General features: G+C 35.2%; 22 protein-coding genes. 5 read left to right on the top strand and 17 right to left on the bottom strand.

Features of this window, described 5'->3' with window-relative positions; all coding sequences use genetic code 11:
• Positions 1-5: 5 nt before the first annotated feature.
• The 8 genes from MHI40_RS05275 to MHI40_RS05240 form a co-directional block, all read right to left on the bottom strand.
• Positions 6-1442, bottom strand: a complete 1437-nt coding sequence (locus MHI40_RS05275) for a hypothetical protein (RefSeq protein WP_340761824.1) — start codon at positions 1440-1442, stop codon at positions 6-8.
• A gap of 13 nt (positions 1443-1455) precedes the next feature.
• Positions 1456-2298, bottom strand: coding sequence for an ABC transporter permease (locus MHI40_RS05270; RefSeq protein ID WP_340761823.1), 843 nt, complete (start codon positions 2296-2298; stop codon positions 1456-1458).
• Positions 2299-3228: an ABC transporter ATP-binding protein gene (locus MHI40_RS05265; protein ID WP_093535476.1), complete on the bottom strand. Its 930-nt coding sequence runs from the start codon at positions 3226-3228 to the stop codon at positions 2299-2301.
• Positions 3225-5633: a hypothetical protein gene (locus tag MHI40_RS05260; protein ID WP_340761822.1), complete on the bottom strand. Its 2409-nt coding sequence runs from the start codon at positions 5631-5633 to the stop codon at positions 3225-3227. The genes MHI40_RS05265 and MHI40_RS05260 overlap by 4 nt, the downstream gene beginning before the upstream one ends.
• A gap of 57 nt (positions 5634-5690) precedes the next feature.
• On the bottom strand, positions 5691-6566 hold the full coding sequence (locus MHI40_RS05255) for a LysR family transcriptional regulator (protein WP_093535480.1): 876 nt from the start codon (positions 6564-6566) through the stop codon (positions 5691-5693).
• Positions 6567-6852: 286 nt separating this feature from the next.
• Positions 6853-7293, bottom strand: coding sequence for a cyclic-di-AMP-binding protein CbpB (gene cbpB / locus MHI40_RS05250; RefSeq protein ID WP_093535482.1), 441 nt, complete (start codon positions 7291-7293; stop codon positions 6853-6855).
• Between the two features lie 103 nt (positions 7294-7396).
• Positions 7397-8164, bottom strand: coding sequence for a 2,4-dienoyl-CoA reductase (gene fadH, locus MHI40_RS05245; RefSeq protein ID WP_093535484.1), 768 nt, complete (start codon positions 8162-8164; stop codon positions 7397-7399).
• A gap of 87 nt (positions 8165-8251) precedes the next feature.
• Entirely contained in the window at positions 8252-10291 is a 2040-nt protein-coding gene (locus MHI40_RS05240; RefSeq protein WP_340761820.1) for a sensor domain-containing protein, read from the bottom strand.
• 192 nt (positions 10292-10483) lie between these two features.
• On the opposite strand from MHI40_RS05240, the gene MHI40_RS05235 reads away from it, so the two are divergent.
• On the top strand, positions 10484-10945 hold the full coding sequence (locus MHI40_RS05235; protein WP_340761819.1) for a YkyB family protein: 462 nt from the start codon (positions 10484-10486) through the stop codon (positions 10943-10945).
• A gap of 84 nt (positions 10946-11029) precedes the next feature.
• Here the strand turns inward: MHI40_RS05235 and MHI40_RS05230 are convergent, their stop codons facing one another.
• From MHI40_RS05230 to MHI40_RS05200, 7 genes are all read right to left on the bottom strand, one after another.
• Positions 11030-11935 (bottom strand): chemotaxis protein, encoded by a 906-nt coding sequence (locus MHI40_RS05230; protein WP_340761818.1) that lies wholly within the window; start codon positions 11933-11935, stop codon positions 11030-11032.
• A gap of 65 nt (positions 11936-12000) precedes the next feature.
• Complete coding sequence (locus MHI40_RS05225; RefSeq protein ID WP_340761817.1) at positions 12001-12870, bottom strand: NAD(P)-dependent oxidoreductase; 870 nt, start codon at positions 12868-12870, stop codon at positions 12001-12003.
• Between the two features lie 142 nt (positions 12871-13012).
• The gene (locus MHI40_RS05220) at positions 13013-14257 is read right to left on the bottom strand and encodes a DUF4129 domain-containing protein (protein WP_340761816.1); all 1245 of its coding nucleotides are present in this window, start codon (positions 14255-14257) and stop codon (positions 13013-13015) included.
• A complete protein-coding gene (locus MHI40_RS05215) occupies positions 14250-15410 on the bottom strand; it encodes a DUF58 domain-containing protein (protein ID WP_340761815.1) in 1161 nt (386 codons plus the stop codon). The genes MHI40_RS05220 and MHI40_RS05215 overlap by 8 nt, the downstream gene beginning before the upstream one ends.
• A complete protein-coding gene (locus MHI40_RS05210) occupies positions 15407-16345 on the bottom strand; it encodes an AAA family ATPase (protein ID WP_340761814.1) in 939 nt (312 codons plus the stop codon). The genes MHI40_RS05215 and MHI40_RS05210 overlap by 4 nt, the downstream gene beginning before the upstream one ends.
• A 17-nt stretch (positions 16346-16362) precedes the next feature.
• Positions 16363-16539, bottom strand: coding sequence for an aspartyl-phosphate phosphatase Spo0E family protein (locus MHI40_RS05205; RefSeq protein WP_340761813.1), 177 nt, complete (start codon positions 16537-16539; stop codon positions 16363-16365).
• Positions 16540-16633: 94 nt separating this feature from the next.
• Positions 16634-16825 carry a hypothetical protein gene (locus MHI40_RS05200; protein WP_340761812.1) on the bottom strand — a complete coding sequence of 64 codons (192 nt, stop codon included), beginning with the start codon at positions 16823-16825 and terminating at the stop codon, positions 16634-16636.
• A 112-nt stretch (positions 16826-16937) separates the two neighbouring features.
• Here MHI40_RS05200 and MHI40_RS05195 point away from each other — a divergent pair, with 112 nt between their 5' ends.
• The 3 genes from MHI40_RS05195 (at position 16938) to MHI40_RS05185 (ending at position 18569) form a co-directional block, all read left to right on the top strand.
• The gene (locus tag MHI40_RS05195) at positions 16938-17126 is read left to right on the top strand and encodes a YkvS family protein (protein WP_093535505.1); all 189 of its coding nucleotides are present in this window, start codon (positions 16938-16940) and stop codon (positions 17124-17126) included.
• A gap of 60 nt (positions 17127-17186) precedes the next feature.
• Positions 17187-17798 carry a CPBP family intramembrane glutamic endopeptidase gene (locus MHI40_RS05190; RefSeq protein WP_340761810.1) on the top strand — a complete coding sequence of 204 codons (612 nt, stop codon included), beginning with the start codon at positions 17187-17189 and terminating at the stop codon, positions 17796-17798.
• A gap of 147 nt (positions 17799-17945) precedes the next feature.
• Complete coding sequence (locus MHI40_RS05185) at positions 17946-18569, top strand: hypothetical protein (RefSeq protein ID WP_340761809.1); 624 nt, start codon at positions 17946-17948, stop codon at positions 18567-18569.
• A gap of 218 nt (positions 18570-18787) precedes the next feature.
• Here the strand turns inward: MHI40_RS05185 and MHI40_RS05180 are convergent, their stop codons facing one another.
• A complete protein-coding gene (locus MHI40_RS05180; RefSeq protein ID WP_340761808.1) occupies positions 18788-19234 on the bottom strand; it encodes a MarR family winged helix-turn-helix transcriptional regulator in 447 nt (148 codons plus the stop codon).
• Between the two features lie 75 nt (positions 19235-19309).
• Positions 19310-20365 carry an ATP-binding protein gene (locus MHI40_RS05175; protein ID WP_340761807.1) on the bottom strand — a complete coding sequence of 352 codons (1056 nt, stop codon included), beginning with the start codon at positions 20363-20365 and terminating at the stop codon, positions 19310-19312.
• A gap of 185 nt (positions 20366-20550) precedes the next feature.
• Between MHI40_RS05175 and MHI40_RS05170 the strand changes: the two genes are divergently transcribed.
• Positions 20551-22287: a B12-binding domain-containing radical SAM protein gene (locus tag MHI40_RS05170; protein WP_340761806.1), complete on the top strand. Its 1737-nt coding sequence runs from the start codon at positions 20551-20553 to the stop codon at positions 22285-22287.
• Positions 22288-22417 lie beyond the last annotated feature (130 nt).

The following is a 22417-nucleotide window of genomic DNA, read 5'->3' as shown; positions in this document are numbered from 1 at the left end:
CTCCGTTATTCTCTTTTTTCAACTGATGAAAAGTAATCTTGGACGATTCTTTGTAAGTCAGCTGGTAATTGCATGCGCTCGGAACTTTTTATATAAGACTCCGAATAATCATTAACTACCTCTTTATATGGTCTTGATGAGCCGCGAGTTATAGCAGTATCCGCTGGTTGTTCACTAGCAGAATTTCCGTCTCCAAGTCCACCTGAATCGACTGAAGTTTTCCCGTTTCCACCAATCCTTGTAGGTATAGACAGTAAATCTCTACTTCCTGAACCTAAACCTGCGCCTGACCCTGTTCCTTGGCCTTGACCCTGTCCTTGGCCTTGTCCTTGTCCTTGTCCTTGTCCCTGTCCCTGTCCTTGTCCTTGTCCTTGTCCTTGTCCTTGTCCCTGTCCCTGTCCCTGTCCCTGGCCTTGTCCCTGTCCCTGGCCTTGTCCCTGTCCCTGTCCCTGGCCCTGGCCTTGGCCTTGACTTTGACTTTGACTTTGACTTTGTCCTGCGCCAGAATTAGGTGGATTTTGTCCCTGCTGCCCATTTTTATTGCTTGAAGATTGTGAACTATTATTTTGAGCTATCCCAGCACTGTATGGTAAAGATTTCCCCATCTTACTTAGTATAGTTCGAGAATTTGATGCACTTTTAGCTAGTGCATTATTAATATCCTCTAACGAAGCGAGTTCTTTTTGCTCCTCGGTACTTAAAGAGGATTCAGACGTCCCTTCTTGTTCGGCTACCTTTTTCTTTTCTTCTAGCTTCTGTTCTTTTAGTGCTAATTCTTTTTGCTTTTTCACCACTTCACGCAAAGTTTCTTCTGCTATATCTAAATCTTTAAGTTTTTCTTTAAGATCATTCAATTCTTTTTTTACTGGCTTTGACAATTCCTTTTTCTCAAGCTTACTTACTTCTTTCTTTAGTTCCTTTACAATCTCTTTCTCTTGTTCCAAATCCTTAGCTTCTAATTGCGTTGCAGCTGGGAATACATACAAACTGAGAACTGCTGCAAAAGCCAAAACAAGCCCTATAATCCATTTGGGCTTAAAGTATTTTTTGTCGCGCTTCTTAAAAAGAAGGAAAGCACTCTCACTGTTTGTTTCTGCTTTGTCTATTAATCCTTTAGCAAGAAGAGATTTCCCCTCTAGAAAACTTAAAGCACTTACAAGTAAATTATCAACAAAATATGCGTCCAACTTTTGTACTGCTTCTCCACTTGAGGGTCTTTTCCAAAAAGCATAAAGATATGTGCCTATAAAAACAGAACTTCCAACAATGATGGAAGTTCTTAAATAATATGGAAAGACAAATAAACGAGATACCAATAGGATAAGCGCAGTGGCACTAAAACCATAAAAGAGGGCCGCTTGGAGCATTCTGACATAATGCTCCATAGCTAGACTATTTCTTGCCCTTTGGACGTATCTGATCAGTTTTTTCGGAGTAGTCATCCATTTGTCCTCCTTATTTTGTCCGTTTCATATTTACTCGTAATTTTTTCACCGATATGAAAATTGATATTACTGTAATACAAATATAGAAGATGGCGTAGCCTGCCCAAATAGGGAAATCGACCTTCGTTGAATCTGTTATAAATGTATCTGACCCTGGTGATATAAGTGTTAAGACGAGGACCACCGGATTTATACTCGCAAAGAAATGCCCGAACGGGGAAGATGCTATCGAACCAGCTACCATGCTGTTCATTCCTGTAATTACTAAGTAAATAAAACCCGTCACCGCACTTAAGAAAATCATTGTCCCATATGTTGCAATCATAGAAACAATCGTCTTACGAATGATGGTCGAGTACATAATTCCAATACTTCCAATAGCAAGCATCGTTAAAAAGAAAAACAAGAATATAATTCCTAATTGACCTGGTGATACCCCACCGAATAAGAAAACCATACTATAAATAGGTAATCCGGCTATTAATAATAGTAATAAAAAGGCAATAGATGACGTTAATTTGCCCGAAATAATTTGGAAAGAAGTTTGTGCGGTCGTTAATAATATATTCAATGTTTGTTTCTCCCGCTCTGAGCTAATAGCACCTGCCGTTAAGCCTGGAGTGATGAAAAGTATTAAACCTAATTGTATATAAGTAAGCATTGCAAACATAAAAAAGCTTTCTTCTGGACGGAAATATCCAGTTCCTGTAAATTGAGTTGTTAGTAAGATAAATCCAAAGACAAAAATACACATAGCAATTAAATAAAATAGAATTCCTACAAAACTTTTTGGGGAACGAAAGCGCAACTTTATTTCCTTTACCAATACCGGGTTAGAAAACACCTGCTTCATTTATTTCGCTCCTTTCGTTATTTCCATAAAGACATCCTCAAGATCCGTTTCTGTCTCGGCGAAGGAAATAATTCTAATCGAATGGTCCATTGCCTTTTTAAGTAAATCGATTTGATCGTCATCAGTCCCTCGATAATTGAAGGTCACTGAATTTTTATCCGTGTGTAATTCCACAGAAGAGACAAAAGGATCCTCTTCAAAAAAAGTAGCAACATTTTCTAATAATCCTTTTACTTTCACCGTAATATGTCTTTCTCCTGCAAGCTGAGCTTGGATATCTGCAACGGAGCCATGCGCGATCAGTCTTCCCCCATCTATTACACCTATTTCATCACACATTTCCGCTAACTCCGGTAATATATGGGAGGATATAAGAATCGTTTTCCCCATTCCTTTTAGCTGCTTTAAAATATCTCTCATCTCTACCCGCGCTCTTGGATCAAGTCCAGAAGCTGGTTCATCCAATATAAGAACCTTTGGATCATGTATCAATGCTCGTGCAAGGCATAAGCGTTGTTTCATCCCTCGTGAAAGTAAGTCCACATATTCATAACGCTTATGAGTCAAGTTCACTAGTTCGAGCAACTGTGGAATTAATACTTTTCTTTCCGCTTCAGAAATCCCATAACTAGCGCCATAAAAATCTAAATATTCATTTGCTTTCAACTGATCATACACTCCAAAAAAGTCAGGCATATAACCAATTTGTTTACGTACTTCACTTGCATCTGTCCTTACACTTTTGCCATTTACAATGGCGTCACCAGAGGTTGGTTGCAGTAATGTAGCCAGTATAGAAAAAGTGGTCGATTTTCCTGCTCCGTTTGCACCTACGAAACCAAATACAGTGCCTTCTTGTAGCGTTAAATTTAGATCATTAAGTGCAAAAAATGAGCCGTATTTTTTAGTTAATCCTTTAATTTCTATCATTGCTTCACTTCCCCCTTCATACGCACTTCTGGAAGTCGTGTATATGGATCGCCTTGTACTGATTTTTTAATTAATTTGTATTGGATTACTCCTGATTGATCGATATACGTATTAATATTTTCATTTAAAGTAAATCGACTTTCTGTAATCTCTTCAAAAGATTTTGTTTCTAAGTTCCAAATTTCAATAGTATGAGAATTTCGATCTGTATTCGCTATCTGTAACTGCGTCCAATTCACCTTATCTAAAGGAAGTGTGTCTGGAACTTTCCAGTGCACATTATATTCTCCATCATCTAAATACCACTCGAAGTTATTGCCTTGGACTGGTTCCATGTATTTACCGAATTGCTCGGTATTTACAACTACTGAGAACGTATTAGCTGGGAGTGTAAATTCACCAGAGAAAATAGTAGTAGCTGTGAAAGGTTGAATAACTAAATGCAAGGCAGAAAGCTCCACTATTTTATCCTTCAACTCAACTGGAAGAATATTATCTTCTGCAAAACCAGTTATAGCAGGTGTTGAATTTGAATTATTTAACATAAGACTTGATGAATAAAGTGCTTGCTTACGTTGTGTTATTAGATCCATTTGATTTGCATTATATGTTCCATAGCTTGCACTAGCGTATGGGTTAGAAATGGGCATTAACATAACGGTACCCAAATCCTTATTTATCTCTATTTTTTCTCCAGCAGCCATGTCACCTAACTTATATAGCTTACTACCCGACCAAATAGAAACATCCTTTAAGCCAAAAGGAAAATTACTTTGAACTGTACCATGTATTTTACTAGAATCTACTGTTAAATCTACATTAAAGTTACCTACGTCTTGCAATTGGGTCTCCCCAAATAAGGAAGATACAGACCAATAACCAACATCACGGAAGATCAGTTCACTCTTGGCTGCATGTTTTTCCATAATAGCATTTTCATGCACATTTGCAGTTTGACCTGTTAATGAGTTAGTACCTCTTTTTGCAACCATCGTAGTAGTATTTGGCGCTTCAAAAGTGAAATCTCCACCTTTGTTACTCAATATAGATTCAGCATAATATCCTTGTAGGCTCTTATCTTCATTTACTTGAAGAAACGATGATTGCTGAACTTGCGGCCTTGCTATTCGATCCTTGGCGCCGTATCCAAAAATAGCCAGGGATGCAATTATTGCAGTGAGAGGAATGATACCCCAAGCATACTCGCGCTTATCTTTTCTTTTCAAAATAATATATAACAGTGGAACTATTATGATCATATAAAATACGACAATTCCAATCATTAGTGGTGTAGATACCTTAAAGGAACTAAATAACGAATTCGTTTCCCCTAGATTGTATACAAGCTCGTCTTTCATATTATAACCATACATACTTTGTGTATTTTTCACTTGAACTGACTGCAATATAGTAGACATTAAGTCATTATAAACGGGATCATCAGCCAATGGTGCATCCCCTAGTGAAAAAGTGGTTTGGATGATTGTTCCGCTTCCCAATTGTTTCTTGCCAGCTAGTATCATCCCATCGAGTTGGACTAGTGGGGTAGACCCATTGTTTAAAGTCGCATCATATAACTTTAAATCATTAGTCAACAAGCCCCCTGTTAATGCACTTAGATTCTGAGGAGTAATACTTTGTGTTGTCGTATGTAAGTTTAATGGTAAATAGTCAGCTAGATTTCCAAGCTCACCTATTACATTATCAGAGGCTCCAATTACTATTATTCCGCCTGACGATACATAATCGATAAATGCTTGCTGTTGTTGTTCCGTTAAATCAGCAATTACAAACTCATCGATAATAATATAATCTGCCATTTCCCAAGCAACCCCTTCATCAGGTAACGTAAAGTTACTCTGCTGGGCTACATGGATAATTTCGTTGTTCACCTGATTTGGTTGTTTCAGTTGAGTGAGAACCTTTAAGCGATCTGCACTTTCCGTCAATGTTAAATAGAAAGTAGTTGCAGGGTCTGAAAAATTTGGTTTCACCGTCTTATTTCCTTTGTAGGCAATAGATTTCCCTTTTTCCCATCCTCCTTCAAAAAAGTGAATCAACTGAACACTATTTCCAGAATACATATAGTCTTCCGATAGCCCACTTACTGCAATTTGGATAGTTTTTGTTTCCCCTGCGCCAATTTCAAAAGGAATAGACTGGGCATTTCCTAAACGATAGGATTCCGCTAAATCTAGGACGATGTCACCTGAAAATGCATCTCCCTTGTTTTCTACGGTTAGAGTTATAGGCAATCCTTCCCCATATTTTGCTTTTCCATTAAACCCAGTTGTTACTTTTACATTTAGTTCAGGTTCAGGTGCAGCTAAAGCTTCTAATGATGGCGTAAATATTAAATAAAATATTAATGCTGAAATAACCACCACAAACTTTTTAATATACATCTTTTTCCCCCCTTGTCTATATATGTATTAGTACGTTAATGGTATCGTTAGGTTCCATTATTGAAAGTTATTTGCATGTTTTTTTACAATTTCGACAAAAGCATTAACCTGGGGTAAATTGAAAGCCGCATCATAGCCGATTAACCATGTATCTCTTGTCAATTCAAATTGCTCTTCATTATTCGTTAATGGTATTTTGTTCACATCTTCATGACCCGTTAAAGTGATCGACGGTAGAATTGCATAACCTATTCCATTTAGCGCCATTTGCTTACAAGTTTCAATTTGATCGACAATAATTTGCCTTTTCGGATTAACCGTAAAATGTTTTTGCCACCATTGTTGAATTTCCTGGTAGTAGTTAGAATCACTTTTAAATTGAATAAAGGGCTTATCCGTCGTCAACACTTCCTCTATCGACGTCATCTCCTTGTCCACCAAATATAAAGTATCTCTAAATAAATGAATCTTATTTCCCTTCCAGTCAGATTGGCCACGCACTATGCCAATCTGCGCCTCGCCATCATAAATGGATTTCACAATTTCTGAGCTCCATCCGGTCAATAATGAGATTTTCGCTTCTGGATAAGTTTGTACAAAGTCTTTTAATACTTTTGGCAGCCAATTTTGTCCAACGATCGAAGCACATGCAATTTTCAGTGTCCCATGTACTTTCGATGATAAGGATTGAATTGCTTCAAATACTTCTTCTCTTTGTTGAAGCATCTGGTTAGCAAACTCAATGACAAGTTCCCCCTCTGGCGTAACCGTTAGACCTTTTTGTGATCTCAAAAAAAGCTTAGTATTCCACTCTTTTTCAATTGTTTGCAGCCTAAGAGACAATGCCGGTTGAGACAAAAACAGTCTTTCCGCTGCTTTTCTCATATTTTGTTCCTCAGCTAATGTACGAATTATTAAAAAATCTGTTACCATTTGCTTACCTCTTTTCGGATAGGATTATTTTAAGCTTTATACGCTTATAAGAAAAAAAAAACGGATAGAAGCTCCCGGTACAGTACTATAAATCCAAGGGCACCACTTCGGCGGGATGAGTGAGACAAATGAGATATTGTAGCGACGGTTATTGATCATCGCTCCACCTGAACAAAAATCCTTAGTATTTATTCTCATATGGTCATAAACTCTATGTTCAAATGTATACTTTCCTAAAAAAAGAAGGCCAACTAGGATTGGCCTTCCCTTCTAACTGTTTAAAATTTTATTGTGCTTGATAAAGATACTTTTTCATTTGCTTTAAAATAACTCTTCTTGTTAAAATCCCCAAAAAGGTCTTCTCATCATCTACGACACAAATATACGGGTTATCTACTAATAAATCCAACCCTTTTTGAAATTTTTCATCTACATGAATAACCGCGATGTCTTTTTTCATAATATCGTCAACTTTTAAATCTGGTAAACGTTCATATTCAATATGTTCTAATCCTAAAATTTCATCCGTAATTTGTTGAGAGCTTATTAACCCCTGAAGTCTATATTTTACATCTAATACTGGAATCGAAGAATATCCAGTTTTAGTAAGTACAAGTAAAGCATGTTCTGCGTTATTTCCTAATTGTACATGTGCAACCTTCTCTGCAGAAATAATGAATTCCAAAATAGGAATTTGTAAAAAGTCTTTGCTGCTCACAGTTATCATTGCATCCTACTCCTTTGTTTGCTTTCATCATAAGAAAACACCCTATGTAACTATCATAGCATATTAAAGGAATAAAAAAACCATGTAATCGCTTACTTTTATGTTAGAAAGGATTAGGATTCAACCATTGCCCGCCATCTAACGTAACAATCTCTCCATTCATATATGAAGCCTTGTCGGATAATATAAATGTTGCGAGTTCTGCAATCTCCTCTGGTTTTCCAAGTCGGCCCAGTGGTACTGATTGAAGTGTTCGTTTCGCAGCTTCTTCAGATTCCCATAGTTTTCCGGCTCCACCAGTACGTTCGATAGGTCCTGGGGCTATACCATTTACACGGATACCATATTTACTTCCCCATTCAACCGCTAAAGTTCTTGTTAACGACATTACCCCAGCTTTTGCAGCAGCTGAATGGACAACTCCTGCTCCTGCCCCCCATGCATATGTAGCAAGCATATTTAAAATAGAACCTTTACTCCCCTTGCTAATCCAATAGTTTCCAATAGCACTTGAACAATAGAAAGAACCATTAAGTACGATATCGATTACTGCTTTCCAACCATTAGGGGAAAGTTTTTCAGCTTCTACTATAAAATTACCCGCTGCATTATTAACTAAACCATCAATATGGCCAAATGTTTGATCTGCAAATTGAATCATTGCTTCTACATGCTCAGGCTCACGAACATCCATTTGGAAGTACGCTATATTACTACCATATGCTTCTATTTCCTTTTTAGCGCTCTTCAACTTTTCTAAATCTCGGCCAGTTATGACTACATTTGCTCCTTCTGAAACAAATTTCATCGCCATGTATTTTCCCATCCCGTTTGAACCACCAGTAACTATTATCGTCTTCTCTTTTAACAATATAAACACCCCTTTTAAATTGAATGAACATTCACTCATTATATTATCATAGATAATAAAAAAAAGCCGTAAATTCTCTAAACGAATTTACGGCTTTGTGCGTTGCATATAAGATTCATTGATATGTTCAATTGAGACAGGTTTACTGAACAAATAGCCCTGAGCTTTTTGGCAATTTGCCGCTTTGAGAATTTCTACTTGTCGATCCTTTTCCACTCCCTCAGCAATTACTTCCATCCCTAAGTTGTGCGCAAGTTGGATAATAGTTCTAGCAATAGCTGCATTTTTATCGTCTAATTCCATATCTTTGATAAAAGATTGATCTATTTTAATAATATCAATAGGATATTTCTTTAAATAACTTAGTGAAGAATAACCAGTTCCGAAGTCATCAATTGAAATAACAACTCCTATATTCTTCAGTTCTTTTAAAGTAGAAAAAGTATCTTGCATATCGGTCATAGCACTCTCGGTAATCTCCACTTCTAACGAACTCGGACTGATACCATACTTTTGTATTTTTTCGTTAATCTTTCTAGCGAAGTTATCTTGGATAAACTGTTTTGGCGATATATTTACTGCGATTCTAACTGGGCGATAGCCTTTTTCTTGCCAATACTTTAGCTGCTTACAAACTTCTTCTAGCACCCATTCTCCTATTTGCATAATCATTCCTGATTCTTCTGCAAGTGGTATAAAATTCATAGGGGATACATATCCAAACTTCCTATTATTCCAACGAAGTAATGCTTCAAACGAATTTATCTCACCAGTTACTAGATTAACTTGCGGCTGGTAATGGATAGAGAATTCTTCCTTCTCAATTGCTCTTCTTAAATGTGATTCCATTAATGCATCATTAGGAAAAGCTAAGTTCATTTGTTCTTGATAGAAACGGTAATGTGCCCTTCCTCTATCTTTAGCAATATATAATGCTTGATCTGCTTTGATAAGTAACTCATCCATTTTTTTCCCATCATAGGGGAACATCGAAATCCCAATTGAAGCCGTGACGAAATATTCTTGATGGTCTAAGTATAAAGGTTTAGAAAGTTCTAATAATATATTCTCTGCAAAGTCACTAGTTTCGTCTCTAGATTTACCAACCGCTATAAAAACAAATTCGTCGCCACTTTGTCTATATAAATTACTGGATTTATCAATATATAATCCAAGTCGATCTGCAATTTTCTTGAGCAATTCATCACCGTAATTGTAGCCAAGTGATTCATTTATCATTTTAAAACGATCTAAATCTATCCTAACTACTGAAATTTCAGTTCCTGACATTGCATTCACCACATTATCTTGTAAATGTTCCTTCAATGCACGTCTATTCCACAAGCCAGTAAGGTGATCATGATATGCAAGATAATATAGCTGTTCTTGTTCATCAGATTCTGCGGTTGTATCGCGCAGAACTAAGTGAAAAGTAGTCACAATATTATTTTTTTCCAGTGGGATAGCCTTTATATACATCGGTATATAATGCCCTTTAACATGCTGTATTAAGCAACTTTGCATTTCTGTAGGATAGCCTGTTAATGTTTGTTTCATCATTAACTGGAAATTTCTCCTCGAATTTTCGTCTATTAACATTTCAATAGATTGTCCTACTAAGTCTTTTGGATTATACCCTAAAATTTTTGAAGTAGTACCGTTTAGATCGAGGATCTCTCCATTCTCAAAAACGGATATGACGGGGTCCAAATTATTATTAAAAAGAGACAGATATTTATCTTTAAACTCTTTTAAAATACTTATTTCTTTCTCCTCGTTCGTCCTATCATACATTGTCACACTATAGATCGGTTCTATTCCATCTTCTAGTAGGACAATGGTTATATCATATGTAAATAAATTTTTATGTATAGTAAAAGGTATATTTGGATAAAGCTTATGCTTACTATTATTGACAAGCATAGGTTGTAATTGGTTTAACACTACTTCTAATGTGCTTTGATCTAACGGATTTAAAATTGAAGTAGCAGCATCATTTACATAAATTAATGAAAATTTATTTTGTTCCTCTTTTTTCAACAAAAATGTTGGAATCAAAGGATTTTCGTCGATAATCTTTATTAAATAATCACTGATAGCTAAATTTTTATTTGATGAATTATGCATATAGTCCTCCAATGATTACATAAAAGTACTTGATATATAAATAACTTTACTTCATTTTATCGGTTTGTTCACTACTTTCTTTAGGATAATTATTCAAATATATTTATTTTTCACTATTCTTTTGGTTTGTGTACACAATTAACTACAAAATTGGTATGATATAATTATGGAGCAACTTTCGAGGAGGATTATATGTCCGTTATATTTGATGAAAAAAACATAGCAACAGCAATTTATACTGTTAATCGTCATGCGAAAACAGCAATAGACAACAAACCACTATACGAATTAAAAAAGTTAACGATTGAAAAGTTAATAGCTGAAAATAAAGCAAAAAAAGTTGGTCTTCATTTCGTACGAAACCCTAAAAATAGTCAACAACAATCCTCTGTCTTAATCCAGTATGCCGACTACTATTTTCATATGATTCCGGTAAAAGAAGATTTTAAGAACCTCCCCCACCTTGGGCATTTAGACGACTCATATCGAAACCCAATTAGAAAGATGAATTTAAAAGTGGCTAAACAGTTACTTACCGATTATATTGGTCCTCAACTTATTGTAAAAAAGCCTTCAAAGCAACCTGTTGTTTGTACTAAGTCTTACATGAAAGAAAACTATAAACGTACCATGAAATCCTATTTAGACAGGTAAGAAATTATATACAAAAAAACTAGCAGGAAGAAACTAATCCCCTTGCTAGTTTTTTTGAGTTATTCAATATAAACCTAGACGAACCTACAAAATAAATTTGTCGATTTTCAAGACCAACTCAGCTATTTCTGGTTTACTAATTTGGTCCTCTGCTCCGACTTGGTCTCCTTTATGACGAAGATCATCCGTAATCAAACTGGAGAAAATAAGTACAGGCAACTTGGATAAAATAGTATGCTCTTTTATCTTTTTAGTCAATGTATGACCATCCATCTGAGGCATTTCGATATCTGTTACAACGATTTGTACATGCTCAGCAATATCATTCGTCACTTTAGTTATTTGGTCTAAATAGTTAATAGCATCTAATCCGTTCTCAAAAAATTCTAGGTTTGCGTAACCTGCTTCCGTCAAAGTGTCATGTAATAGTTTACGAAGTAAAGGGGAGTCCTCTGCTATTACAATTTTTTTATCTGATCGCTCACGTTTACCAAGTTTTTTCACAGACTCCACACTAATACCTGATTCTGGATTAATATCGACAATAATTTTCTCGAAATCTATTAATAGAATCATTTCTTCTTGTCTTTTAATAACTCCAATAACATGGGAAGAGCTACCTTGATAAATATCTGATGGTTTTTCAATTTGATCCCAAGAGATACGATGAATTTGCGTGACATTATCTACATGGAAAACGACACGTTGTTTATTGAACTCTGCTACTATAAATTTTTCTTGATCACTCTTGTTTTGAACAGGAATTCCTAAGACTCGGTTCATGCTTACTACAGGCAATACCTCTCCGCGAAGTTGAACAATCCCTTCCACATGGGGGTGCGCGTGTGGAATAAATGTAATGCCAATAGGCTGAATTATTTCTTTAACTTTAATCACATTTATACCAAATTTATTTTGTCCAACCTGAAATTCCACGATTTCTAATTCATTTGTGCCACTTTCAAGTAATATTCCTTTTTGGTCGCTCACGATAATTCGCCTACCTTCATAATATGTACAGTTATTATAACATGTAGTAGTAAATAATTACTATATTATTTGTACATATTTATTAGGGCTTGTGTACCATTTTCGGAATACCCGTCTTCCATTAGTTCCTCATATAAGGATTTGGCAAGTGCTATACCTGGTAATTGAAGACCCATTTTATCCGCCTCTTCTAAAGCAATCTTCATGTCTTTCACAAAGTGCTTAATATAAAAGCCAGGCTCATTATTTCCTGCTATCATTCTTGGGGCCAAATTACTAAGTGACCATGATCCTGCTGCTCCTGTTGAAATGGAGCGTAAAACTTGGTCTAAGTCTAAGCCAGCCTTTCTTCCATAAGCTAATGCCTCACAAACACCAATCATACCTGTAGCGATAGTTATTTGGTTACACATTTTAGTATGCTGACCAGCACCAGCTGCCCCTTGGTATAAAATCGTTTCTCCAAATAGACTTAGAATAGGAAGTGCTTGTTCAAATGTCGATTTTTCCCCACCACACATAATAGAAAGCTTTCCTAGCTGTGCACCAATATCTCCTCCAGAAACAGGGGCATCTAACGATAGCATCCCTTTCTCTTTTGCTTTTTCTTCAATTTTCTTAGCTAAGGTTGGTGTCGAAGTTGTCATATCTATCACAATTAGATTGACATTGTCTATTTGAAAAATACCATTATCTCCAAAATACACTTCCTCCACATCGTGTGGATAGCCAACCATAGTGAATAATATCTCTACTTTCTTTGCAACCTCGCTAGGGGAAGAAACCCATACTGCTCCTTCTTTGACTAAATCAGCTGCCTTCTCTTTTGTTCTTGTATAAATCGTTACTTCATGATGATCATTCAATAGATGCTTTACTAAACTTTTCCCCATTACACCTGTACCAATAAAACCAACACTAAATTTTTTTGACATAGTTAATCCCCCATTTATATTTTTTAATACATTAAGTGTACCAAAAAAAGAGGACCATCCATATAACTTTTGGATGATCCTTAAAAAGGGGGAAATGAGAATGTTGCTGTGTTCTTTATTATTATGCCCCGCTCTATATTTTTTAAACATCTTTTTCAAAAAAAAATTCTTTTTTTATTGTTTCCAGGTTTGTTTGAAAAAGTTGGGCCATCTCTGAAGAAATCGTTTGGCCCCCGTATCTTACTTCTTCGTATACTTGAAAGAACTCGTCCTGCACGACCCATTCCATTCGTCGGAACCAATCACGAACTGTCTCACTTTTAGCCCGTTTATAAGTATAGAACGAAGCCTCTACTTCAAATTGTTGATACTTCTCTCTTAATAGAGACGTATCCACTTTATACAGGGATTGCTGACCAATATGTTCATGCTCTTCTTTTTGACCTTCTAATTCTTTATTCAAATAATGAATTACACTTGGCTCTGCAATTAGCTCATCTGGTTTGTTTTTCATTAAAAATCGAAGGAAAAGTATAATCGCCAGGATAGCTAAAACAATGAAGATTAGTTCAAATGGAAATGCTCCTCCTAAAGTTTCGGATACAACTTCTTGTGGTTCAAGTTCCGTTTGCTCTTCTGACGGGATACGTTCCATTTCTTCCGGAATTTTTATTTCTAACTTATTTAATAACTTGTCTAGATATTCCAATAGAGGGACAAATGGAATGATAGCTATAGTCATCACCTTACCTAGCAGAAAACCGAACCCAGTTCTTAACAATGGTATTGTAAAATAAACCAACATTGATAAACCAACTACAAATACTAATCCGATAGAAAATCCACCTGCTACGTGAGCCAAGGAAGCTGAATTTTGTTTATTTGTGCTTATCCACACAGCATATAGTCTCGTTGCACCTTGGATCACAATACCTAAAATGACGATGCTATATAAAGGAAAAATATAGTCCTCAATCCCAATGATTAAGCAAATAAAATGAACTACTAAAAATACTAGGAAGAAACTCAAATGATAATTACTTTCTACTGACTGTTCATCTTGAATTTTATTAAATCGTATTTGTAGGCGCCATATAGATATTCCCGTACCAATTATGTATAACCAGAGTGGGCTATTAAAAAGAAATAGTATTAGTAAAACACTCATAGGAACTATATACGGAATTATTGGCCTTGGACCAGTTTTACTCATAATTATTTGCACGCAGCTAACAATGAAAACCTGAAGTATGATCCATAAAAAAGGTAACACAATATTCGTTTCCTGATGAAAAATAACGGACACTAAGGCAATTATCCATATATCTTGTATGTATTTGCCCAGGGACTCCGCTTGAACCATTTTCGAACTAAGCACTTCATTCATTAGATATGCCCCCTACCTTTGTAGACGCCATTAATATTACATTCGTGCTCTGCTCCCATCGATGGAGCCACAATGTAAAATTATCTACATGAGGCGTCATTACATACGTCACCACTGGTAACTCCTCATGTATATCTATGTATGCTAGTAATCTATCAAAAGGAATAATACTATTAGCTATCGATAGGATGGAAAGCAATTCCATTGCTTGGATACGATGCGAATCCCCACTACCAAGTGGTAGATGTACAAAAGGAACTTTTCCTGTTGCTCGGATATTTATAGCAAATGAGAAAGGGATCTCTTCTCTGTAGCAAGCATCTATGTAGGAAGCTAGCCATTCTATTTTTTCTTCAAAATCAGAAAGAACGCTGTATCTTTCCCCAACATTAACAACAAATAGAGCAGACACATTGGCCACACGTGTAAAAACTTTTGTTTGTAATTGTCCCGTCTTTGCACTAGCCTTCCAATGTATATGATGAAATTGATCGCCAGGCTCGTATTCCCGTGTACCTACAGGGAAGAAAGGATCATCAAACAAAGAAGCATTCAAAGGTAAGTCACCTTGCTTCAATTTAGATGGTGGAAAATTAGTCTTCACTTCATTTATAGTAGGAAAAACAATAGCATCTATTAATATAAACGGCTTGTACTCCAGTAATATAGATCCTTCTGTTAATGGATGAGGTATCAGTACTTCGAGCTGTCTAATTCTAGCAAGGCCTCTGGATATCCCTTTAATAGGTACCTTTAAGGAAACGGTTTTTTTATATCCTATTGAAAAAGGAATTCTAACCTCGTGAAACTCCCCTATAGTTGTATTGCCTATACCATCTGGAGCTATATTCGTTTGAAAACTAATTTTTAGAACTGCATTCCAAATTGGGAGTCCTTTGTTGTGAAAAGTCAATGTAAAATCAGAGGAAGTGTTTTTCATTAAGCGTATTCTTTTTTTTTCATTTACAAATTCGAACCTTTTTCCAACTCGGTGATAATAAATTATTTGTAACAGCGCTACTATCAATAAAAATGAAATAATTGTTACTAAAATATACTGCTTAAATAGAAAACAGAGAATAAGAGAAAATACTAGAACATCTATATACATTCTAGTATTCTTCATACCTGCACCATGACGATTCCAATTCATCGCACATTAGCCTCCACTGGTGCTTCCACCTCTTCAACTATTGTTGTTAAAATCTCTGCTAAATTATGAATTAGCATTCCTTGAGGTGATAACTTCATGCGGTGAAGACATACTGGTTCGATAACACTCTTCACATCATCCGGTGTTACAAATGTTCTGTTGTTCACAAATGCATATGCCTTCGCTGCTTGGAGAATAGCCAGAGAAGCACGGCTACTAAGTCCAAGTTCTATGTACGGATGATTCCTTGTACTATGCACAATTTGAATAATATAGGTCATGATATCCTCATGCACGGTTATTTCTTTCACTTGTTCAGACCACATCTCGATCTGATCCAAAGATACGATTTTCTCTATATTTACTTTTCCTGGAGTGCGACCAAATTTTTTTAGAATAGTTTTTTCTTCATCCTTTGAAGGATAATCTATCGCCAATTTAAACAAAAACCGATCTAACTGCGCTGCTGGCAATGGAAAAGTTCCTTGTTGGGATTCGACAGGATTTTGTGTGGCAATTACCATAAATGGTTTTAACAGAGGAATTGTTTCCCCATCTATTGAGACCTGCTTTTCTTCCATTGCTTCTAACAAACTAGACTGGGTTCGAGGAGTAGCACGATTAATCTCATCAGCTAGTAATATATTACTCATTATTGGTCCTACGCGAAGAACAAATTCTTGTTTTTGCGGATGAAAATAACTAATACCTGTAACATCTGAAGGTAATACATCTGGAGTAAACTGTAGACGCTTAAATTCACCATGAATAGCTTCTGCAAAAGCTTTAGCCATCATTGTTTTACCGGAGCCAGGAACACTTTCCAATAGTACATGACCCTGCACTAACAACCCCATTAACATAAATTTAATTTCTGTTTCTCTCCCAATGATAGCTTTGTTCAGTTCTTGTTGTAATAATGATATATTACTCAATCTACTCTCTCCCCCTATTATCCTTCTATTTTTGTTTCTATATCACTCATATCAGTATATTGGAAATCATTTAATAATTGATCTAATTCTTCACTTAACTTAATCGTTTCATTGTTTAAGATTCCTTTTTCTATCGCGCACTTTATCATTTTTTCTCTTGTAACTTCTAATTGATTTGACCTTGTTTCTGACATACTGAATCGCCCCTTTTAAAAATGTATATTCTTTAAAGTATACCTATTTTTGAAAAGCGCTAAACCAATAAACGGACGACAATTAATGACATCCTTAACTTCTAGCTACATCTAAATAAGTGTATACTACCTGCCCACCTTGTTTTGCATTACCAGAAAAGTGTTTAAAATCCTCTCGCAAAACTAATTCTTTTCTAAAAGCTAGAAATTCATTTTTTTCGATGACTATTTCTTTAAGATCTCTATTTTTAAGCATATTAAGTTTTTCTTCATATGATTCATGCATATATCTCATTCCTTTCACAAATATTTTAAGATTTTCAGTGAAAATACTTTACGTACTCCTTATTTTAAGGCAAACTGTATTATATTACGTTCTTAAGGGGATGGGGCACTCTATGAAAATAGCTGAAGTTGGGAATATTATTGAATTCAAAGATGGTCTTCAAGGCATTGTAGAGAAAGTCAATGAAAATTCTGTAATCGTTAACTTAACTTATATGGAGAACTTTAACGAGCTTGAGGCAGAAGAAAAGACAGTAATAAATCATAAGCGTTATAAAATATTATATAGTAATGAAGATTAAACGTCATGCCGTTCCTCTCAAAAGATGGACGGTTTTTTAAATATAAGAAGGATGTGTATTATGTTTCGTCAATTATCCATTTATCAGTTAGTATTTTCACTTTTTCTTGCTTACTTTTTGTCCTGGATTACTTTTTCGAACGAAGAAGTTTTTTGGTACTTTTATACGTTTTCTGTGTTTTTCCTAATGGCAGCTTTTTTCTACTTCTCCAAAATGGAAGAAGACAACAATTCAGTTCGCTTAATTTTTCTTGGAGTTATGTTCGGGATATTTGCTTATGCAGGCATTCAAGTATCATACTTATTAATCGACATGGGACCAGCTAGTTGGACAAATAGTATAGATAAATTTCTAAATCATTTTGGACCATCCGCTATCTGGCATTATCTCCTGTTAGTATTCATCATCGCTCCTGGGGAAGAGGTATTTTGGAGAGGACTAATCCAACAAAAATTAAAAAAATTTATGAAGCCTAAATATGCTGTTGTGTTAAGTTCCTTACTATTTGGATTGTCGTTCATTTTCACTGGTTTTTGGATAGGTATATTAGGAGGATTTTTCGTAGGGATCATCTTTGGTATACTATATGAGTGGAAACGTAGTATTACTGCAATTGTTCTCGCCCATATCACATTGCTTGTTCTATTGTTTTTAATATTACCCATCACTTGAAACATATGAAAAACCTTTTCGTCAATCTGTGCGAGTACTTTGTTAGCCAACAATCGCTGAGATTCTGTAGCAACTTGAGATACTGAATTTGGACAAGTATTGAATGAAAAGCAAAGACTTTATCTAATAAAAGGGAGCTGAATAAGGATGAAAAAAATTTATACGCTACTTTCTATACTATTACTAACAGTAATTCTCGCAGCTTGTGGGACAAGTACAACAACCGAGAAACAGGATAGTAATACACAAGAAACTGAAAATGCGAAAGTAACAACTTCCCCAGAAGTAACTGAAAATAGTGAGGTTGATACAACACAAGCTGCTTCACCTGAGAAAGAATTAGAAGGGACCGCAACGGAAAGTGATAGTAATAACTATTCCATCACTGTGTTGGAGGGCTATGAGTTAACTGCTGAAGAACCAAATAAAGACCTATTGTTTAACCAAAAAAACGATCTACAATCTATGCGTATCGAAACTTTCTCGGCAGAGGAAATTACTCTTGAAGAAATTGAAGAGAATACAATGGCTTCATTGCAAGCATCCAATGAATCTTCTACTGTTACAGAAATTACGGACGACAATATGATTCCTACACATGATTCTATCAAAAATGTTTCCGCTCATCAGATCGATACAACTGATGGCAAAGTTTCTGGATATGTATTTGAACGTGATGGATTGCTCGTTAAGTTAACTGTTTTTGACACAGCTGCTACACCTGCACTTGAGAAATTTGTACAAATGGCTGAAACAATTAAATCTAAATAATTACAGTACTCGCTATATTATTACCCGACTAATTATTGAAGGAGTGGTCATGACTAACGTCATGACCACTCCTTCTTTTTTTAATATCTTTTTAAAACAGGCTAGTACTTTTCTTGAAAACTAGAGCGTAATCCATTCGAAGATTCAATTTCACTCACTATCTCTTTCGGTAAAAAACAAAAACCCCGCTCACATTGCAAGGTTCAAAGGATAAAATATTAGTATGATAAGTTTTTAATTGATAAACCTAACTTTTTTGTAAGTTCAATGACTACCTGCTTTTCATCTTCGGATAATGCACCCATAAGACTTACTAATTGTTCCTCATGGCGCGGAAATAGTTCATCCATAAACAACGTACCTTCTTCGGATATTTCTGCATATGTTACACGTCTATCCGTAGGACTCGAAACTCTTTTAACATACCCTCGTCCTTCTAATTTATCAACTACATACGTAATAGAACCACTTGCCAACAAAATTTTGTTACCAATTTGCTGAAGGGGTTGTTTACCTTTATGATATAAAAGCTCTAGTACAGCAAATTCCGTTGGATTTAAACCATTTTCTTGAAAAAACTGATTCGTACATTCATGGATTACTTTATGGGCACGAGATAATACTATGAATAGTTTTAATGCACTGTTTGACTGTTCAGCTGTCATATTTCGTCATCCTCACCTATATAAAATACATTACCCACTATTATATAGGTCTAAGCTTTGAAATGTCAAAAAGCTTTATAAACTATTATTTAATGGAAGGACAAATTCAAAAGTAGTACCTTGTTCTACTACACTACTAACTTCTATATTTCCTCCATGCTCTTCAATTACTTTGTAGACATGTGAGAGCCCTAGACCTGTCCCGGTTGATTTAGTAGTGAAAAAAGGCTGAAAAATTTTATTGATATGTTCGTCATCAATGCCTTGTCCTTCATCACAGACAGAAATACTAACAAACTTCCCTATCTTATAAGAAATATTAATATTAATATTTCCCCCATTAGGCATTGCTTCCATTCCATTTTTAATAGCGTTTACAAATACCTGCTTAAGTAGCTGACTATCCCCAATTACCTGACACTCTCCGTTTGTTTGACTAGTAACATGAAGGTTGATTGATTTTAGTAATGCTTGGGGACCCATAAAGCTCACTACTTCTAGTATTATCTCTTCAATATTTATGACAGTAAACTTAGATTTACTTGGTTTGGAGAGTTCTAAAAATTGAGTAAGTATTTCTTCCATTTTATTGATTTCTTCATTAATTACAGTTAAGTAACGCTTCGCATCATCCGTTGCATTTTGAGTTAATAATTGAGTAAAACCTTTCAAAGATGTCATAGGATTTCGAATTTCATGTGCTATTCCTGCTGCTAATTGGCCTAATGTTCGCAGTGATTCCGATTGATCCAATCTTTTCTTCATATATATTTTTTCCGATTCATCACTAATTTCTAATAAATATAAATCACTATCACTTTGTTTAGAAATTACTACATGTACATATTTATATTCACCAACGATCGGTTGGTATTCCATATGATTTTCCAAATATCCTTCTTTTTTAAGTTTTTTTACTAGGAACTTTTTCTCCTCATCACTTACACTAAACATCTCACATAAATCATTAGCATGATTACCAACATAGTCATCTTTGTTGATGTCTAGAATTTTTTCGGCATATGAATTCATATCTAATAATATCCCTTTGTCATTAATAAATATAAGTCCACTCGAGAAAAGCTCGAATATATTCCCTAAACTTTCTTTATATTCATATTTTGTTAACAAGAAAACACCCGCCTTTTCGGATTATTTCCACCACAAGATTGAAAAACAGAGATTTTATTTATACATGATTATTTATTCTGATTATTCCACAATGACGGACAGATTGACATAATTCTTTTGACCTATATTGTCGACAGTAGTAATGACTGATACAATAGAAATACTAATAAAGGAGTTTATGAACAATGAATATTATATTAACTACATTGAATGCTAAGTTTATACATACAAACTTGGCACTACGCTGTTTAAAAGCATATGCTGAACCCGAGTATCACCCCTTAATAGTTGAATATACCATTAAAGATCCAACGTTTAATATTGTGGCAGACCTTTATCAAAAGAAGCCTAATGTAGTTGGTTTTAGCTGTTATATTTGGAACATTGAAGAAACAATAAAAGTTATTAAAATGCTAAAAACTGTGGACCCATCTGTTGTTGTCGTTTTAGGTGGTCCTGAAGTTTCTTATGATACTAATGTCTGGCTTCGACAAATTAGAGAAATAGATTACGTAGTTGTCGGTGAAGGAGAACAGTCCTTTAAAGATTTACTAAATTATTTAGCAGATAAACAAACTATAAAAGATGTTCCTGGTTTAGCTTATGTTCGAGATGACAAATTTATACTTAATCCGCTACCTCCAAAACTCGATTTAAGATTATCTCCCTCCCCCTATCGTTTTGTAGAAGATCTACCTGATTTGTCGAAACGTATTGTCTATGTAGAAACAAGTAGAGGATGCCCCTTCTCTTGTCAATTTTGCTTATCTTCTATAGAGGTTGGGGTTCGATATTTTAACCGCGACAAAGTCAAAGAGGATATTCGTTATTTGATGGAAAATGGTGCAAGAATCATTAAATTTGTGGATCGAACATTTAATATTAGTCGAAGTTATGCGATGGAAATGTTCCAATTTTTAATTGACGAACATCAACCGGGAGTTGTTTTTCAATTCGAAATAACTGCAGATATAATGCGTCCTGAAGTAATTCAATTTTTAAACGACAATGCTCCAGCAGGATTATTCCGTTTTGAAATAGGTGTTCAATCTACAAATGATTTAACAAATGAACTTGTACAACGTCGCCAGAACTTTGAAAAGCTAAAACGTACTGTAACTATGGTTAAAAGTGGTGGAAAGATTGCCCAACATTTAGATTTGATCGCAGGTCTTCCAGAAGAAGATTATTCTTCATTTAGAAATACTTTTAATGAAGTCTTCGAAATGCGTCCGGAAGAACTTCAGTTAGGTTTTCTAAAATTACTTCGTGGAACTGGATTAAGAGTTGAAGCTCAGAAATATGGCTACGTTTATGTAGACCAAGCCCCATATGAAATATTTTCAAATAATGTGTTAACCTTCGATGATATTTTGCGTATTAAACAAGTAGAAGATGTTCTGGAGAAGTATTGGAATGCTCACCGGATGGACCGCACATTAGAGTATTTATTCGAACATGTATTTGAATCTCCTTTCGATTTCTTCCAACAGTTCGGTACATTCTGGGAAGAGCGTAACTGGTCTAGAATCGGTCATCAATTGGAGGATTTATATACTAGACTTTATACGTTCTTGGAAGGACTAAATCATATATCATTGCCTACTATTCGAAGTGTCATGAAATTAGATTATTTATCTAACCAAAAGTTTCAACCTCGTAAGCCTTGGTGGAATAATGACCTTAGTAAGGAAGAACAATCCAAGATGTATAAATTATTGCTAGATAACCCAGAGCTTGCTGGGGAGTCCTTTACAACGCTTCAGCTGAATGAAAGAGAATTATACAAACAAACTTTCATCACACCAGTTTCTATTGATGTAGATGCATTTATGCAAGGATCTATTGAAGAAAAAGAAGGATATCTACTAACTACCTTTGGTAAATCAGAGTTTCCTCACTTATCATTTGTGCACAAATAATTTACAGCCTTTCTAATTTCAAAAAGTAAAACGAGCTATCCGTAAAGGAATAGCTCAGTTTGACGACAAAGGTATTTTTATAAACGGTTATGAATAGTTATAAATGTTCCTAAGGATGTTTATTCTTCTT

Source organism: Psychrobacillus sp. FSL H8-0510 (assembly GCF_038008345.1).
Lineage (GTDB): Bacteria > Bacillota > Bacilli > Bacillales_A > Planococcaceae > Psychrobacillus > Psychrobacillus psychrotolerans.
This window is presented reverse-complemented; position numbering and strand designations above follow the sequence as displayed.

Bases quoted from the DNA above. Each gene is read 5' to 3' on its own strand.
- MHI40_RS05275 (WP_340761824.1), bottom strand. From the start codon at position 1,442: ATGACTACTCCGAAAAAACTGATCAGATACGTCCAAAGGGCAAGAAAT.
- MHI40_RS05270 (WP_340761823.1), bottom strand. From the start codon at position 2,298: ATGAAGCAGGTGTTTTCTAACCCGGTATTGGTAAAGGAAATAAAGTTG.
- MHI40_RS05265 (WP_093535476.1), bottom strand. From the start codon at position 3,228: ATGATAGAAATTAAAGGATTAACTAAAAAATACGGCTCATTTTTTGCA.
- MHI40_RS05260 (WP_340761822.1), bottom strand. From the start codon at position 5,633: ATGTATATTAAAAAGTTTGTGGTGGTTATTTCAGCATTAATATTTTAT.
- MHI40_RS05255 (WP_093535480.1), bottom strand. From the start codon at position 6,566: ATGGTAACAGATTTTTTAATAATTCGTACATTAGCTGAGGAACAAAAT.
- cbpB (WP_093535482.1), bottom strand. From the start codon at position 7,293: ATGATAACTGTGAGCAGCAAAGACTTTTTACAAATTCCTATTTTGGAA.
- MHI40_RS05240 (WP_340761820.1), bottom strand. From the start codon at position 10,291: ATGCATAATTCATCAAATAAAAATTTAGCTATCAGTGATTATTTAATA.
- MHI40_RS05235 (WP_340761819.1), top strand. From the start codon at position 10,484: ATGTCCGTTATATTTGATGAAAAAAACATAGCAACAGCAATTTATACT.
- MHI40_RS05225 (WP_340761817.1), bottom strand. From the start codon at position 12,870: ATGTCAAAAAAATTTAGTGTTGGTTTTATTGGTACAGGTGTAATGGGG.
- MHI40_RS05220 (WP_340761816.1), bottom strand. From the start codon at position 14,257: ATGAATGAAGTGCTTAGTTCGAAAATGGTTCAAGCGGAGTCCCTGGGC.
- MHI40_RS05215 (WP_340761815.1), bottom strand. From the start codon at position 15,410: ATGAATTGGAATCGTCATGGTGCAGGTATGAAGAATACTAGAATGTAT.
- MHI40_RS05205 (WP_340761813.1), bottom strand. From the start codon at position 16,539: ATGTCAGAAACAAGGTCAAATCAATTAGAAGTTACAAGAGAAAAAATG.
- MHI40_RS05200 (WP_340761812.1), bottom strand. From the start codon at position 16,825: ATGCATGAATCATATGAAGAAAAACTTAATATGCTTAAAAATAGAGAT.
- MHI40_RS05195 (WP_093535505.1), top strand. From the start codon at position 16,938: ATGAAAATAGCTGAAGTTGGGAATATTATTGAATTCAAAGATGGTCTT.
- MHI40_RS05190 (WP_340761810.1), top strand. From the start codon at position 17,187: ATGTTTCGTCAATTATCCATTTATCAGTTAGTATTTTCACTTTTTCTT.
- MHI40_RS05185 (WP_340761809.1), top strand. From the start codon at position 17,946: ATGAAAAAAATTTATACGCTACTTTCTATACTATTACTAACAGTAATT.
- MHI40_RS05180 (WP_340761808.1), bottom strand. From the start codon at position 19,234: ATGACAGCTGAACAGTCAAACAGTGCATTAAAACTATTCATAGTATTA.
- MHI40_RS05170 (WP_340761806.1), top strand. From the start codon at position 20,551: ATGAATATTATATTAACTACATTGAATGCTAAGTTTATACATACAAAC.